This is a genomic window from Streptomyces sp. NPDC045695 (assembly GCF_056432025.1).
Map to the genome: position 1 here is coordinate 370,461 of NZ_JBWKJU010000004.1, position 14,908 is coordinate 385,368.

At 71.3% G+C, this 14,908-nt stretch carries 14 protein-coding genes; 8 read left to right on the forward strand and 6 right to left on the reverse strand.

Annotated features, from left to right (window positions below; genetic code table 11):
* Positions 1-133 precede the first annotated feature (133 nt).
* From tsf to AC07DU_RS10655, 8 genes are all read left to right on the forward strand, one after another.
* Positions 134-970, forward strand: coding sequence for a translation elongation factor Ts (gene tsf / locus AC07DU_RS10620; protein ID WP_360894488.1), 837 nt, complete (start codon positions 134-136; stop codon positions 968-970).
* Between the two features lie 162 nt (positions 971-1,132).
* Complete coding sequence (gene pyrH / locus AC07DU_RS10625) at positions 1,133-1,912, forward strand: UMP kinase (protein ID WP_360894485.1); 780 nt, start codon at positions 1,133-1,135, stop codon at positions 1,910-1,912.
* An 85-nt stretch (positions 1,913-1,997) separates the two neighbouring features.
* Complete coding sequence (frr, locus tag AC07DU_RS10630) at positions 1,998-2,555, forward strand: ribosome recycling factor (RefSeq protein WP_360894482.1); 558 nt, start codon at positions 1,998-2,000, stop codon at positions 2,553-2,555.
* Positions 2,555-3,631 carry a phosphatidate cytidylyltransferase gene (locus AC07DU_RS10635; RefSeq protein WP_360894479.1) on the forward strand — a complete coding sequence of 359 codons (1,077 nt, stop codon included), beginning with the start codon at positions 2,555-2,557 and terminating at the stop codon, positions 3,629-3,631. Before frr ends, AC07DU_RS10635 begins: the two co-directional genes overlap by 1 nt.
* Positions 3,632-3,796: 165 nt before the next feature.
* Positions 3,797-4,906, forward strand: a complete 1,110-nt coding sequence (gene rlmN / locus AC07DU_RS10640) for a dual-specificity RNA methyltransferase RlmN (RefSeq protein ID WP_453371975.1) — start codon at positions 3,797-3,799, stop codon at positions 4,904-4,906.
* A 261-nt stretch (positions 4,907-5,167) separates the two neighbouring features.
* Positions 5,168-6,265, forward strand: coding sequence for a thiamine ABC transporter substrate-binding protein (locus tag AC07DU_RS10645; protein WP_479110677.1), 1,098 nt, complete (start codon positions 5,168-5,170; stop codon positions 6,263-6,265).
* Between the two features lie 95 nt (positions 6,266-6,360).
* Complete coding sequence (locus tag AC07DU_RS10650; RefSeq protein WP_453372001.1) at positions 6,361-7,977, forward strand: ABC transporter permease; 1,617 nt, start codon at positions 6,361-6,363, stop codon at positions 7,975-7,977.
* Positions 7,977-9,005, forward strand: coding sequence for an ABC transporter ATP-binding protein (locus AC07DU_RS10655; protein ID WP_479110679.1), 1,029 nt, complete (start codon positions 7,977-7,979; stop codon positions 9,003-9,005). The genes AC07DU_RS10650 and AC07DU_RS10655 overlap by 1 nt, the downstream gene beginning before the upstream one ends.
* Here the strand turns inward: AC07DU_RS10655 and AC07DU_RS10660 are convergent.
* From AC07DU_RS10660 to AC07DU_RS10685, 6 genes are all read right to left on the reverse strand, one after another.
* Entirely contained in the window at positions 9,002-10,249 is a 1,248-nt protein-coding gene (locus AC07DU_RS10660) for a cytochrome P450 (protein WP_360894468.1), read from the reverse strand. The two genes, AC07DU_RS10655 and AC07DU_RS10660, sit on opposite strands and share 4 nt — an antisense overlap.
* Before the next feature lie 13 nt (positions 10,250-10,262).
* Positions 10,263-11,657 (reverse strand): NAD(P)/FAD-dependent oxidoreductase, encoded by a 1,395-nt coding sequence (locus AC07DU_RS10665; RefSeq protein ID WP_360894465.1) that lies wholly within the window; start codon positions 11,655-11,657, stop codon positions 10,263-10,265.
* Positions 11,647-11,886 carry a ferredoxin gene (locus AC07DU_RS10670; protein ID WP_360894462.1) on the reverse strand — a complete coding sequence of 80 codons (240 nt, stop codon included), beginning with the start codon at positions 11,884-11,886 and terminating at the stop codon, positions 11,647-11,649. Before AC07DU_RS10670 ends, AC07DU_RS10665 begins: the two co-directional genes overlap by 11 nt.
* Positions 11,887-12,045: 159 nt before the next feature.
* Complete coding sequence (locus tag AC07DU_RS10675; protein ID WP_479110682.1) at positions 12,046-12,651, reverse strand: hypothetical protein; 606 nt, start codon at positions 12,649-12,651, stop codon at positions 12,046-12,048.
* A gap of 179 nt (positions 12,652-12,830) precedes the next feature.
* The gene (locus AC07DU_RS10680) at positions 12,831-13,736 is read right to left on the reverse strand and encodes a DMT family protein (RefSeq protein WP_360894459.1); all 906 of its coding nucleotides are present in this window, start codon (positions 13,734-13,736) and stop codon (positions 12,831-12,833) included.
* Positions 13,737-13,816: 80 nt separating this feature from the next.
* A complete protein-coding gene (locus AC07DU_RS10685; RefSeq protein ID WP_360894456.1) occupies positions 13,817-14,908 on the reverse strand; it encodes an LOG family protein in 1,092 nt (363 codons plus the stop codon).

Sequence of the window (14,908 nt, forward strand, 5' to 3'; positions counted from 1 at the left end):
CACTGAGAGGACCCGGCGTTCACGCGCCGGGCACTCACAGCACGGACGATGACGGCGGGGGAGCCGCGCCCAAGGCGCGGCGCCTCCGCCGTTCACCCGTAGATCTACGACTTCGAGAGAGAATCACAGACTCATGGCGAACTACACCGCCGCTGACGTCAAGAAGCTCCGCGAGCTCACCGGCGCCGGCATGATGGACTGCAAGAACGCGCTGGTGGACTCCGACGGTGACGTCGACAAGGCCATGGAAGCGCTCCGTATCAAGGGCCAGAAGGGCGTCGCCAAGCGCGAGGGCCGTTCTGCCGAGAACGGTGCCGTGGTCGACCTCATCGCCGACGACCACACCTCCGGCGTCCTCGTCGAGCTGAAGTGCGAGACGGACTTCGTCGCCAAGGGCGAGAAGTTCCTGGCCGTCGCCAACCAGCTGGCCGCGCACGTCGCCGCCACCTCTCCGGCCGACATCGAGGCGCTGCTCGCGTCCGAGATCGAGCCCGGCAAGACCGTACAGGCGTTCGTGGACGAGGCCAACGCCAACCTCGGCGAGAAGATCGTCCTGGACCGCTTCGCGCAGTTCACCGGCGGTTACGTGGCGTCGTACATGCACCGCACGATGCCCGACCTGCCGTACCAGATCGGTGTCCTCGTCGAGCTCGACAAGGAGAACGCCGAGGTGGCCCGCGGCATCGCGCAGCACATCGCCGCGTTCGCCCCGCAGTGGCTCTCCAAGGAAGACGTCCCGGCCGAGAAGGTCGAGTCCGAGCGTCGCATCGCCGAAGAGGTCACCCGCGCGGAGGGCAAGCCCGAGGCCGCCCTCCCGAAGATCGTCGAGGGTCGCATCAACGGCTTCTTCAAGGACGCCACGCTGCTCGGCCAGCCGTACGCGCTGGACAACAAGAAGTCCGTCCAGAAGGTTCTGGACGAGGCCGGTGTCACCCTGAAGCGGTTCAGCCGCATCAAGGTCGGCATCTGAGTCCGTCCGTACGCGACGGACACCGGACCCCGGTAGGGTCTGAGGCAGTCGTCCGCGCTTGCGCGAGACGACCGCAGATCTGACGAGGAGGCCATTGCCGCACAGGGAACCGCGAGGACCCACCGGCAATGGCCTTCTTCGTATGTGCACGAGGAGATCTCCATGAATCAGGGCGTGGACCCCCACACCGCATCCGACGACAAGAGCGACCAGAAGAAGAAGGGCCGCCGCTTCATGCTGAAGCTGTCGGGCGAGGCCTTCTCCGGTGGCGGAGGACTGGGCGTCGACCCCGACGTCGTCCACGCCATCGCGCGTGAGATCGCCGCGGTCGTCCGCGACGGCGCGGAGATCGCCATCGTGATCGGCGGCGGCAACTTCTTCCGCGGCGCCGAACTCCAGCAGCGTGGCATGGACCGGGCCCGGTCCGACTACATGGGCATGCTCGGCACGGTCATGAACTGCCTCGCCCTCCAGGACTTCCTGGAGAAGGAGGGCATCGACTCCCGCGTGCAGACGGCCATCACGATGGGCCAGGTCGCGGAGCCGTACATCCCGCTGCGTGCCGTGCGGCACCTGGAGAAGGGCCGCGTCGTCATCTTCGGCGCCGGCATGGGCATGCCGTACTTCTCCACCGACACCACGGCCGCGCAGCGCGCCCTGGAGATCGACGCCGAGGCCCTGCTCATGGGCAAGAACGGGGTCGACGGGGTCTACGACTCCGACCCGAAGAAGAACCCGGACGCGGTGAAGTTCGACGCGCTGGAGTACGGCGAGGTGCTCTCGCGCGACCTCAAGGTCGCCGACGCCACCGCCATCACGCTCTGCCGCGACAACAAGCTGCCGATCCTCGTCTTCGAGCTGCTCGCCGAAGGCAATATCGCCCGCGCCGTCAAGGGTGAGAAGATCGGCACGCTCGTCAGCGACCAGGGAACCCGGGTCTGAGCGGTCCGACGCCGGACCGAGCCCGGACAGGACCCGTCCGCCCCGCCCGCCTGAACCATCCATTCAAGACATGCAGGAGCACGTGGTGACCGAAGAGATCCTCCTCGAGGCCGAGGAGAAGATGGAAAAGGCCGTCGTCGTCGCCAAGGAAGACTTCGCCGCGATTCGCACCGGCCGTGCGCACCCGGCGATGTTCAACAAGATCGTGGCGGAGTACTACGGCGCCATCACGCCCATCAACCAGCTCGCCTCCTTCTCGGTGCCCGAGCCGCGCATGGCGATCGTGACGCCGTTCGACAAGAGCGCCCTGCGCAACATCGAGCAGGCGATCCGCGACTCCGACCTCGGTGTCAACCCGAGCAACGACGGCAGCATCATCCGGGTGACCTTCCCCGAGCTGACGCAGGACCGCCGCAAGGAGTACATCAAGGTCGCCAAGAACAAGGCCGAGGACTCCAAGGTCTCCATCCGCTCCGTCCGCCGCAAGGCGAAGGACGCCCTGGACAAGCTCGTCAAGGACAAGGAGGCCGGCGAGGACGAGGTGCGCCGGGCCGAGAAGGAGCTCGACGACACCACCGCGAAGTACGTCGCGCAGGTGGACGAGCTCCTCAAGCACAAGGAAGCCGAGCTCCTCGAAGTCTGATGAACGACTCTTCCTGGCAGCCGGAGCCGGTTCCGGCGGGTCCCGCATACGATGCGCAGGTGGGCCCGCACACTCGGCCCATGCCCATCGTGCCCGATGCCGCCGGCCGTGACTTCGACGACCGGGAAGCACGCGATCGGGGGGCCGCCGAGAACGGCGGCCCCTTCTTCCGCGCCGAGACGCCGCCGCAGGAGCCCATGCCCAGCCCCCCGCCTCCGCACGCCCCGCACCCGCAGGGCGCCCCGACCCCGCCGCCGAAGAAGCGCGCGGGGCGGGACCTGCGCGCCGCCATAGGGGTCGGTGTCGGACTCGGTGCGGTGATCTTCGCCTCGCTGCTGATCGTCAAGGCCGTCTTCGTCGGTGTCGTCGTCGTCGCCGTCGTCGTCGGCCTGTGGGAGCTCACCTCCCGGCTGCAGGAGCAGAAGGGCATCAAGGCCCCGCTGGTCCCGCTCGCGGTCGGCGGTGCGGCCATGGTCATCGCCGGATACGTCCGGGGGGCCGAGGGCGCCTGGGTCGCCATGGCACTGACCGTGCTGGCGGTCCTGGTGTGGCGGATGACGGAGCCGCCCGAGGACTACCTCAAGGACGTCACGGCGGGCGCCTTCGCGGCGTTCTACGTGCCGTTCCTGGCCACCTTCGTCGCGATGCTGCTCACCGCCGACGACGGTCCGCAGCGCGTGATCACCTTCCTGCTCCTGACCGTGGTCAGCGACACCGGGGCCTACGCGGTCGGCTGGCGCTTCGGAAAGACCAAGCTCGCGCCGCGCATCAGCCCCGGCAAGACCCGCGAGGGCCTGTTCGGCGCGGTGGCCTTCGCCATGGCCGCCGGCGCGCTGTGCATGGAGTTCCTGATCGACGGCGGTTCCTGGTGGCAGGGCCTGCTGCTCGGCCTCGCCGTCGCGGTCAGCGCCACCCTGGGCGACCTGGGCGAGTCGATGATCAAGCGGGACCTGGGCATCAAGGACATGGGGACCCTGCTTCCGGGACACGGCGGCATCATGGACCGGCTCGACTCGCTGCTGCCCACGGCTCCGGTGGTCTGGCTGCTGCTGGCGGCCTTCGTAGGCACCGGCTGACCCGGGCGGGTTATCCTGAAAAGCGCGCCACTTCCGAGTGGCGCGCTTTCCCCGTGTTTCGGGGGTGGACCCGTGAGGTCTCCTGGCACCGGTCGTGCCATCGACAACTCTCCGCCGACGCGGAGGTCGCCCGTCTTGGGCTCGTAATACTGAGGAGTACCGCTCATGGCCCCCGTTCCGGGAGAGCTCACTTTCGTCGCCCCCCGTGGAGCCAAGAAGCCCCCGCGGCACCTCGCCGACCTCACGCCGGAGGAGCGCCGCGAGGCGGTCGCCGCGATCGGTGAGAAGCCCTTCCGGGCCAAGCAGCTCTCCCAGCACTACTTCGCGCGCTACGCGCACGACCCGGCCGAGTGGACGGACATCCCCGCGGCCTCCCGCGAGAAGCTCCAGCAGGAGCTCCTGCCGGACCTGATGAACGTCGTCCGTCACATCTCCTGCGACGACGACACCACGCGCAAGACCCTGTGGAAGCTGCACGACGGCACGCTCGTCGAGTCCGTGCTGATGCGCTACCCCGACCGGGTCACGATGTGCATCTCCTCGCAGGCCGGCTGTGGCATGAACTGTCCGTTCTGCGCCACAGGCCAGGCCGGTCTGGACCGCAACCTGTCGACCGCCGAGATCGTGCACCAGATCGTCGACGGCATGCGCGCCCTGCGCGACGGCGAGGTCCCCGGTGGCCCCGCCCGGTTGTCGAACATCGTTTTCATGGGCATGGGCGAGCCGCTCGCCAACTACAACCGCGTGGTCGGCGCCATCCGCCGGCTCACCGACCCGGAGCCCGACGGCCTGGGCCTGTCCCAGCGCGGGATCACCGTCTCGACCGTCGGCCTGGTCCCGGCGATGCTGCGGTTCGCCGACGAGGGCTTCAAGTGCCGTCTCGCCGTCTCGCTGCACGCGCCCGACGACGAGCTGCGCGACACCCTGGTCCCCGTGAACACCCGCTGGAACGTCCGCGAGGTCCTCGGCGCGGCCTGGGAGTACGCGGAGAAGTCCGGCCGCCGCATCTCGATCGAGTACGCCCTGATCCGCGACATCAACGACCAGGCCTGGCGCGGTGACCTGCTGGGCAAGCTGCTCAAAGGCAAGCGCGTCCACGTCAACCTGATCCCGCTGAACCCGACGCCGGGCTCCAAGTGGACCGCCTCGCGCCCCGAGGACGAGCGGGCCTTCGTGGAGGCCATCGCCCGCCACGGCGTGCCCGTGACCGTACGCGACACCCGCGGCCAGGAGATCGACGGCGCGTGTGGCCAGCTGGCCGCTTCGGAGCGCTAGGAGCGCTGGATTCCGCTTCCGTTCTGCATGATTCGGCCACGGGGTACCCTGTGGCCGAACCAATTTCATATTCCGACAGGGGAGCGCCACAGCGCTGAGAGTGCGGCAACCGTCATCCGCAGACCCTCTGAACCTCGCCCCGGTCATTCGGGGTAGGAAGTTCGGTCACCACTCAAGCTGTTGCGCCCTGCCCGGCGTCCGCTCGTACTGAGCGCCGGGCGGGGCCGCGTCTTCTCCTGGTCATCCCAGGAGGAATCACCAGTGAGCACCACCAAGAAGATCGCGGGCGCCGCGCTCGCGGCCGCGCTGGGCGTCACCACGCTCAGCGCCTGCGGCGGCGACGCCGAGGACAAGACCGCGGGCGCCGGAGAGACCCCGAAGTCCAAGACCGTCACCCTCGTCTCCCACGACTCCTTCAACGTGACCGACACGGTCCTCAAGGCGTTCGAGCAGCAGAGCGGCTACACCGTCAAGGTGCTGAAGTCCGGGGACGCCGGCGCGGCGCTGAACCAGGAGATCCTCACCAAGGGCTCTCCGCGCGGCGACGTCTTCTTCGGGGTGGACAACACCCTGCTCTCACGCGCCCTCGACAACGGTCTCTTCACGCCGTACGAGGCCAAGGGCCTGGCCGAGGTGAAGCCCGAGTACGTGCTCGACAAGGAGCACCGCGTCACCCCGGTCGACTCCGGCGACATCTGCGTCAACTACGACAAGGCGTACTTCGCGGACAAGAAGATCGCGCCGCCGCAGACGCTGGACGACCTGATCAAGCCGGAGTACAAGAACCTGCTGGTCACCGAGAACGCCGCGACCTCCTCGCCCGGCCTCGGCTTCCTGCTCGCCTCCGTCGGCAAGTACGGCGAGGAGGGCTGGAAGGACTACTGGAGCAAGCTGAAGGCCAACGGCGTCGAGGTCGTCGACGGCTGGGAGCAGGCCTACAACGAGCGCTTCTCCGGCTCCGCGGGCGGCAAGAAGGCCAAGGGCGACCGCCCGCTGGTCGTCTCCTACGCGTCCAGCCCCCCGGTCGAGGTGCTGTACGGCGAGCCGCAGCCGGCCGAGGCCCCGACGGGCGTCGCCACCGGTACCTGCTTCCGCCAGATCGAGTTCGCGGGTCTGCTGAAGGGGGCGAAGAACGAGGAGGGCGGCAAGGCGCTGGTGGACTTCCTGATCAGCAAGAAGTTCCAGGAGGACATGCCGCTCCAGATGTTCGTGAACCCCGTGACGGCGAACGCCTCCCTGCCGGAGCTGTTCACCAAGCACGGCGCGGTCGTCGAGAAGCCCGAGAACGTCGCTCCGCAGACCATCGCCGAGAACCGTGAGCAGTGGGTCAAGGCATGGACCGCGCTCGTCGTGAAGTAAGCGGTACGAAGGTTCCGCGCGCGGCGCCGGGGGGCGCCGCGGCGGTCCCCGGCCCCGCCGGGGCGGTCAGGGCGACCGCCGTGCGGCTCGCCCTGATGGCCGTTCCCCTCGCCTTCTTCGGGCTGTTCTTCGCCTACCCCGTCGCCGCGATCGTCGGGCGCGGCCTCAAGACCGCCGACGGGTGGCAGTTCGGCCGGATCGGCGAGGTGATCACCCGGCCCGACATCGCCGGAGTCCTGTGGTTCACCACCTGGCAGGCGCTCGCCTCCACCGCGCTCACGCTGCTGATCGCACTCCCCGGCGCGTACGTCTTCGCGCGCTTCGAGTTCCCCGGCAAGCAGGTGCTCCGCGCCGTGGTGACCGTGCCGTTCGTGCTGCCGACCGTGGTCGTCGGCACCGCCTTCCTCGCCCTCGTCGGCCGGGGCGGGCTGCTGGACGAGGTGGCGGGCGTACGGCTCGACACCACGGTCTGGGCCATCCTGCTCGCGCACGTCTTCTTCAACTACGCCGTCGTCGTCCGCACGGTCGGCGGGCTGTGGGCCCAGCTGGATCCCCGCCAGGAGGAGGCCGCCCGGGTGCTGGGCGCCGGCCGGTTCGCCGCCTGGCGGCGGGTGACGCTGCCCGCGCTGGCCCCCTCCGTGGCCGCCGCCTCGCTGATGGTGTTCCTGTTCACCTTCAGCTCCTTCGGCGTCGTGCTGATCCTGGGCGGGCCTTCGTACTCCACCCTGGAGGTGGAGGTCTACCGGCAGACCGCGCAGCTCCTGGACCTGCCCACGGCCGCCGTGCTGACGATGGTGCAGTTCGCCGCGGTCGGCGCGGTCCTCGGCGTGCACGCCTGGACCGTGCGCAAGCGCGAGACCGCGCTACGGCTGGTAGACCCCGGCCGGACCACGCACCGCCCCCGCGGCCTGGCGCAACGCGCCCTGCTGGGCGGGGTGTTGCTGACGGTGGCGCTGCTGATCGTGCTGCCGCTCGGCGTGCTGGTGGAACGGTCCTTCGACACCCCCGGCGGCTACGGCCCCGGTTTCTACCAGGCGCTCCAGGACGCGGGCGCCGGTGGCGGGACCTTCCTGGTGCCGCCGCTGGACGCCATCGGCAACTCCCTGCGGTACGCGCTCGCCGCCACCGCGATCGCCCTGGTGATCGGGGGGCTCGCCGCCGCGGCCCTGACCCGGCGCGGCGGCCGCTTCGTACGCGGCTTCGACGCGCTGCTGATGCTCCCGCTGGGCGTGTCCGCCGTCACCGTGGGCTTCGGCTTCCTCATCACCCTGGACGAGCCGCCGCTGGATCTGCGGACGTCGTGGATCCTGGTGCCCTTGGCCCAGGCGCTGGTGGGGGTGCCCTTCGTCGTCCGGAGCATGCTGCCGGTGCTGCGCGCGGTGGACGGGCGGCTGCGGGAAGCGGCCGCGGTGCTCGGCGCGTCCCCGTGGCGGGCCTGGCGGGAGGTGGACCTGCCGCTGGTGCGGCGGGCGTTGCTGATCGCGGCCGGGTTCGCCTTCGCGGTGTCCCTGGGCGAGTTCGGCGCGACCGTCTTCATCGCGCGGCCGGACCAGCCGACCCTGCCGGTCGCCGTGGCGCGGCTGCTGGGCCGGGCCGGAGAGCTGAACTACGGGCAGGCGATGGCCCTGAGCACGATCCTGATGCTGGTGTGCGCGGTCTCCCTGCTGCTGCTGGAGCGACTGCGACCCGACAAGACCGCCGGAGAGTTCTGATGACACTGCTTCAACTGGAAGGGGTGTCGGTCCGCTTCGGCGAGCGCGCCGTGGTGGACCGCGTGGACCTGGAAGTCGCCGAGCACGAGATCGTGTGCGTGCTCGGACCGAGCGGAAGCGGCAAGTCCACGCTGCTGCGGGTCGTCGCCGGGCTTCAGCGGCCGTCCGAGGGCCGTGTCCTGCTGGGCGGCGCGGACCAGGCCGGGGTACCCGTGCACCGGCGGGGCGTGGGCCTGATGTTCCAGGACCACCAGCTCTTCCCGCACCGGGACGTCGGCGGGAACGTCGCCTTCGGTCTGCGGATGCGGGGCGCCGGGCGGGCCGCCTACACCTCCCAGGTCGCGGAACTCCTGGAGCTGGTGGGCCTGCCCGGGGCCCAGGGCCGCGCGGTGGCCTCCCTGTCGGGCGGCGAGCAGCAGCGCGTGGCACTGGCCCGGGCGCTGGCGCCGTCACCGCGGCTCCTGATGCTCGACGAGCCGCTGGGACAGCTGGACCGGGGCCTGCGGGAGCGGCTCGTGGTGGAGCTGCAGGGCCTGTTCACCCGGCTGGGGACGACGGTGCTGGCCGTCACGCACGACCAGGGGGAGGCCTTCGCGCTGGCGGACCGGGTGGTGGTGATGCGGGACGGCCGGATCGCGCAGGCCGGGACCCCGCTGGAGGTGTGGCAGCGGCCCGCGTCGGAGTTCGTGGCGCGCTTCCTCGGCTTCGAGAACGTGGCCCCGGCGACGGTCTCGGGCGGCGCGGCCGGGACGCCCTGGGGCAAGGTCCCGGTCCCGGCCGGGACCCCGGAGGGGGAGCAGCGTCTGCTGATCCGCCCCGCCGGGGTCGTGCTCTGCGAGGCGGGCCTGCCGTGCGAGGTGGTGTCCCGCACCTTCCGCGGTACGCACGTCGCGCTGCTGCTGAGGCCGGAGGCCGGGCCCGTACTGGAAGCGGAATGCGGGCTGGCCGGCGCCCCGGCGGTCGGCGACCGCGTCGCGGTCGCCTTCACCCCGGCCGAGGTCGTCGTCCTGCCCGCTACCGCCGCCTAGGCGGCGCGGATCCCGTCGCAGGCGATCGGCAGATGGCGCGGGCCGCGCAGGACCGCGTTCTGGCGGTACAGGGGCGGGTCCTCCAGCAGGCGGGGGTTCTCCAGCCGGCGGGCCAGTTCGCTCAGCGCCAGCTGGGCCTCCAGCCGGGCCAGCGGCGCCCCGAAGCAGCTGTGGATCCCGCTGCCGAGGCCCAGGTGCTGGATGTCGCCGCGGTCCGGGTCGAAGCGGTCGGCGTTCGCGAACCGCCGCGGGTCGCGGTTCCCGGACGCCAGGATCAGCCAGAGCGAGGCGCCCTTGGGGATGGTGACCCCGCCGACCTCGATCTCGGCGAGGGTGCTGCGCTGGGGCAGCAGCTGCACCGGAGGCTCGTACCGCAGCAGCTCCTCGACGATCGGCACCGACAGGCGAGGGTCCTCGCGCAGCCGCTGGAGCACCTCAGGGTGGCGCAGCAGGGTCAGCATGCCGTTGGTGATCAGGTTGACCGTGGTCTCGTGGCCCGCGATCAGCAGGAGCCCGGCGGTGCTGAGGACCTCCATCGTCGTCATCGTGCCGTCGGGGCCGTCCGCGGTCGCGAGCTGGGACAGCATGTCGTCGCCGGGGCTCTTGCGCCGCTCCTCGATCAGCCCGGCCAGGTACATGCCCAGTTCCATACGGGCGTCCTGCGCGCCCTTCTTGCCCTGCGCCGGATCGGCGTCCGGGTCGGGATCCAGGCTCGCCGCCAGCGTGTCGGCCCAGACGTGGAAGCGCGGCTCGTCCTCGTGCGGCACGCCCAGCAGCCGGCAGATGACCGAGACCGGGAAGGGGTACGAGAACTGGTCGACCAGGTCGATCCGGTCCGCCGCTCCCGTGTCGGCGATGGCGTCGATCAGCCCGGAGACGATCCCGCCGAGCTCGCCGCGCATGTCGTGCACCCGGCGGGGGGTGTGCGGCGGGCCGAAGGGCCGGTTCGTCATCCGGCGCAGCCGGTCGTGCTCGGGCGGGTCGAGCTTCAGGAAGGCCGGAGGCAGGACCGTGTCCTGCGCTTCCTCCTGGGCCAGCGGGTCATCCGCCGCCGACGCCAGATTGCGGGTGTCCGAGCTGATCCGCGGGTCGTGCAGCAGGCTCTGGATCTCCCAATACGTACTGACGACGTACGGGCCGTCCGCGTCGTGGGACACCGGCGTCTTGCGGAGCTCCTCGTACAGGGGATACGGATCGGCGCGGCTGTCGTAGTCGATGATCCGCCGCAGGATGGCTTGGGTCATGGCAGGTCCTCGGTCAGTGGTGCGCGGGGGTGAACGTCAGCCGCCGGTCGTCCGGCGCGTAGCCGCTGAGGGTGATGGTCGGACCGTGGGTGGGCACCGACGGGTCGGGGAAGTCGGCGGGCAAAGGCTTGTGCCCCTCCGGCCTGCGGTCCACCGTCGCGAACGGCGGCGGGAACGGCGCGGTCGTCTCGATCAGCTGCTGGTAGAACTGCAGCCACCGGGACTGGTCGAAGGTGACGGCGCCGATGACCCGCCCCTGATAGCCGTACACGCCGGTGAAGCGGCGCTCGTCCCGCGAGCCCTGCGAGATCATGATCTCGGTGCCCATGGAGGGCACTCCGACCGATTTGATGTTCACCCCGAACTGGGAGGACCAGAACGCCGGGACCCACATGTGGGGACGGCGGTCCGCGCTCTCGCTGAGCATGTTGTGCGCGGCCGTCTCGGCCTGGGCGACGGCATTGCCCCAGTGCTCCAGGGACAGGAACTGATAGCCGAAGAGCGCGTGCGGGGAGCGTGCCACGTCACCCGCGACATAGATGTCGTCGGTCACGATGCCCCGGATGTCGAAGGCCCGGCACCCCGCGTCGCAGGCGATGCCCCGGGGGCCGGCGCCCAGTCCGGATCCGGCGAGCCATTCGGTGTTGCGCTGCGCGCCGAGCGAGACGACCACGACGTCGGCCTCGACGGTGCTCCCGTCGGAGAGGTGGGCGGCGCGGACCCGTCCGGAGGGGTCCCCCTCCAGTCCGGTCACCATCACCCCGGTCCGCAGGTCCACCCCGTGCTCGCGGTGCATCTCGGCGGCCACCTCCCCGATGACGCCGCCGAGCGCCCCGACCAGCGGCGCGGCGCCGCGTTCGGCGACGGTGACGGGCAGCCCGCGCTCGCGGCAGGCGGACGCGATCTCGGAGCCGGTGAAGCCGGCTCCGATGACGAGGACCCGGCGCGGGCCGGCCGCGAGGCTGCGCTCCAGTGCGGCGCCGTCGTCGCGGGTGCGCAGGACGAAGACCCCTTCGAGCGCGCCCTCCTCCTCGTTCGGCCACGGCCGGGCCCGTACGCCGGTGGCGATCAGCAGCCGGTCGTACTCCACTTCCTCGCCGTCGCCGAGAACGACCCGGCGGCGGGACATGTCCAGGCCGGTGGCGGGGACCCCGAGCCGCCACTGGGCGTCGAGCGCCCTGCGGCGGGGGAGCGCGGTGCGGTCCGCGGACGCCTTGCCCAGCAGCACCTGCTTGGACAGCGGGGGCCGGTCGTAGGGCTCGTACGGTTCGTCGCCGATCATCGTCAGCGACCCGGCGAAGCCCTTCTCCCGCATGGTCTCGGCGGCCCGCAGGCCCGCCAGGGAGGCGCCGACCACGACGATGCGGCCCTCTCGCTTGAGCCGTTCCAGGGTTCCGTCACCGCTCACCGCGCGCCTCCGGGGTGGTGCGTACGGGTTCCTCGGCGGGGTCGTACTCGACGAGGATGGCCCCGACCGGGCAGGCGGCGACGGCGCGCTCGACGTGCTCGCGTTGTTCCTCGTCCGTCTCGGGGGAGTAGAGGAGCGATTCGTCGCCGTGCATGGCGAACACGTCCGGCGCGAGGAACGCGCACTGGGCGTATCCCTGGCAGCGGTTGAGGTCGACGACAAGCCTCATGAGGCATCAGCCTTTCGGTGGCCCGATCTCCCCCGCAGTCCCCGATGCCCGACCCCTGCCCCCCGTCCCCTTCCCTCTCCAGCATGCACGCGGGAGCCGGGCCCGTCATGCGGGGCACCGAACCCGCAGGTCAAGGCCCGCTTCGGCCCCGCAGGCGGGCTACCGCAGCCGGATCCGCAGGATGTGGACGCTGACGACGAGGGCCCAGGCCGGAAACAGCAGCTCGGACCAGGGCACGCCGGACCCCACCACGATCAGGACCAGGCCGACGGCGGTGCCCAGCAGTGACAGCGGCCTGGGGAAGATCCCGAGCCGCCGCCCCATCGTCGAGGTCGCGAGGACGAACACGGCCGCCATCCGCATGGAGTAGGTGGCGAGGACCGTGTACGCGTAGGTCCGGCCGAAATCGGAGGGCGTGTCCTGCGCCAGGACGGTTCCGGCCGCCCCGGCGGCGACGCACAGGGTGGCGACACAGACGAACCCGCTGCCGAGGAACACGGTGGAGACGAACCTGTCCTCGGCCTCGCCGGCATGGGCGCGCAGCGCGCCCATGAACCACAGGAAGGCGATGGCGGCGAACGGCACGATCTCCAGGGCCAGCCGCACCGCCCAGCGGTCGGCGGGGTCGACGGGCGCCTCGGCGCCGTCGCCCGAGGGCAGGGCGATCCGCATCAGGACGATCGCCGCCGCGAGCAGGACGGCGAAGGCGATGCCGGCCGCTCCTGCGGCCTTGGGCGTCTGCAACCGTGCGGTCGTGGTGTCCATGCCACCCTCGCTCTCTCCCCCGTCCAGCAAGCGCCGGACGCCGGGAGCCCGCCACCCGGAGCGGCCGGGCGGGTGAAGGGTGCCGCACGGAGCTTTCGGCCTTCTCGGCCGTTTTCGGATCCGCCCCCGAGCCGCCCCGAGCCCGCCCGAGCCTGCCCCGGGCCCTCCCCGGCCCCCGGCTACCCGACCGCCGTCGGGACCGGGGCCTCGGCCTGTGGATCGGAGCCCTCGTGCTTGCCGTACCAGGCCACGGCCACCGCTCCGGCGACGGCCAGGACGAAGCCGAGTACGGCCAGCCACGCCAGGCCCGGGCGGGACGCGTCGCCGAGCCACAGGACGCCGATCGCGCCCGGCAGGACCGTCTCGCCCACGACCAGTGCCGCCGTGGCGCCGTTCACCGAGCCGATCTGCAGGGCGATCGTGTGCAGGTACATGCCGCCGACGCCCGCCACCACGATGGCGTAGAGGGCCGGGTCGGACAGGAAGGTGCCGAGGTCGAACGGGTCGACGCCGTCGAGGATCCGCACGCCGACGCCCAGCGCGCCGAAGCCCAGGCCCGACAGCAGGCCCGCGAGGATCGCGGCTCCGCCGCCGAGGAGGCGTACGGCGACGGTGCCGCCCACCATCAGCAGCACGGTGATCCCCAGCAGCCACCAGTGCGTGGACATCGGGGCGTGGTGGCCGCCCTCGTGGCCCGCCGCCGTGGCCAGCAGCACCAGCGCGGTGCAGACGACCCCGATCGAGGTCCACTCCTTGCGGGTCAGCCGGATGCCCAGCATCTTCACGCTCAGCACGGCCGTGATCACCAGATTGGCGCTGATCACCGTCTGGGACAGGAACAGGGGCAGGAGGCGGGCGGCCAGGGCGCCGAGCCCGAAGCCCACGAAGTCCAGGACCGTGCCGACGATGAATTCCCAGGTCATCGCCGCCTTCGCGGTGGACGACAGGTTGGGGCCGCCGTGGGCGGTCACTCCGGCGGCGGTCGGCGACATCCGCGCGGCGCGGCGCGATCCGACGGCTTGCAGCACGGATCCCGTGCCGTAGCAGATGGACGCCGCGACAGCGGTCAGCAGGCCTATGAGCACCAAGGGCTCCGTTCACGTCTGGCAGGTTTTGCGGTACCTCTGCCAGACGTGGAAACCGGCCGGGACGTTGCCTCCGAGCCTCAGCTCATCGACGCGAGGACGTCCGGTACCTCGTCCACCGATTCGACGAGCGCGATCCGGGACTCCATCGCGCGGCCGCGCGCCAGGGCCTGGAGCAGTGGCCACGCCGGGAGGTGCTCGGTCCAGTGGGCGCGGCCGACCAGGATCATCGGCGCCGGCTCGCCCCGCGACGCGTAGTAGTTCGGCGTGGCGCTGTCGAAGATCTCCTGGACCGTCCCCGCCGCGCCGGGCAGGAAGACCACGCCCGCGCCGGAGCGTGCCAGCAGACCGTCCTCCCGGGTGGCGTTCGCGAAGTACTTCGCGATGTGGCCCGCGAAGGGGTTCGGCGGCTCGTGTCCGTAGAACCAGGTCGGGATGCCCACCGAGTCGCCACCGCCGGGCCAGCGGTCGCGTACGGCGAAGGCCGCCCGCGCCCAGTCGGACACCGACGGGGTGAAGGAGGGCACCTTGGCCAGCAGCTCCAGGGCCTCCCCGAGGGCCGCGTCCGGGGCCGGCGCCAGGTAGGCGCCGAGGTTGGCGGCCTCCATCGCGCCGGGACCACCGCCGGTGGCGACGGTCAGACCGGCCCGGGTCAGGGCCCGGCCCAGCTCGGCCGCGCCCCGGTACTCCGCACTGCCGCGGGACATGGCGTGGCCGCCCATCACACCCGCCACCCGGGCACCGGCGAGGTGCTCGTCGAGCGCGTCGGAGATCGCGTCGTCGTGCACCGACCGGAGCATCGAGGAGAAGACGTCGGCGTCGGCCTTGGTCTCCTGGAACCAGGCGTAGGTCTGGGCGTCCTGGGTGGCCTCGTACCCCTCGCCCAGACCGGCGAACAGCTCCTCGGGGCTGTAGAGCAGGCCCCGGTACGGGTTGAACGGCAGGTCCGGAACGGGCGGGAAGACCAGCGCGCCGTCGCCGCGGACCTTCGCCGCGGCATCGGGCTCCATCGCGCAGCCCAGGAACACGGCCGCCGAGGTGTCGACGGACAGCAGCGCGAAGGTCCGCTCCAGCAGGTTGACCGACTGGATCCGGTAGCCGCTGAGCGAGCCGCGGGCCACGACCTGGTCGAATTCGGCGAGCGTCTCGATCTCGATGTCTGCGTTGACCAT

Coding starts and splice junctions, on each gene's coding strand:
- AC07DU_RS10675 (WP_479110682.1), bottom strand. CDS start 12,651: ATGGACACCACGACCGCACGGTTGCAGACGCCCAAGGCCGCAGGAGCG.
- AC07DU_RS10670 (WP_360894462.1), bottom strand. CDS start 11,886: ATGAGGCTTGTCGTCGACCTCAACCGCTGCCAGGGATACGCCCAGTGC.
- tsf (WP_360894488.1), top strand. CDS start 134: ATGGCGAACTACACCGCCGCTGACGTCAAGAAGCTCCGCGAGCTCACC.
- AC07DU_RS10660 (WP_360894468.1), bottom strand. CDS start 10,249: ATGACCCAAGCCATCCTGCGGCGGATCATCGACTACGACAGCCGCGCC.
- AC07DU_RS10685 (WP_360894456.1), bottom strand. CDS start 14,908: ATGGTCAACGCAGACATCGAGATCGAGACGCTCGCCGAATTCGACCAG.
- AC07DU_RS10635 (WP_360894479.1), top strand. CDS start 2,555: ATGAACGACTCTTCCTGGCAGCCGGAGCCGGTTCCGGCGGGTCCCGCA.
- AC07DU_RS10650 (WP_453372001.1), top strand. CDS start 6,361: ATGGCCGTTCCCCTCGCCTTCTTCGGGCTGTTCTTCGCCTACCCCGTC.
- rlmN (WP_453371975.1), top strand. CDS start 3,797: ATGGCCCCCGTTCCGGGAGAGCTCACTTTCGTCGCCCCCCGTGGAGCC.
- pyrH (WP_360894485.1), top strand. CDS start 1,133: ATGAATCAGGGCGTGGACCCCCACACCGCATCCGACGACAAGAGCGAC.
- AC07DU_RS10655 (WP_479110679.1), top strand. CDS start 7,977: ATGACACTGCTTCAACTGGAAGGGGTGTCGGTCCGCTTCGGCGAGCGC.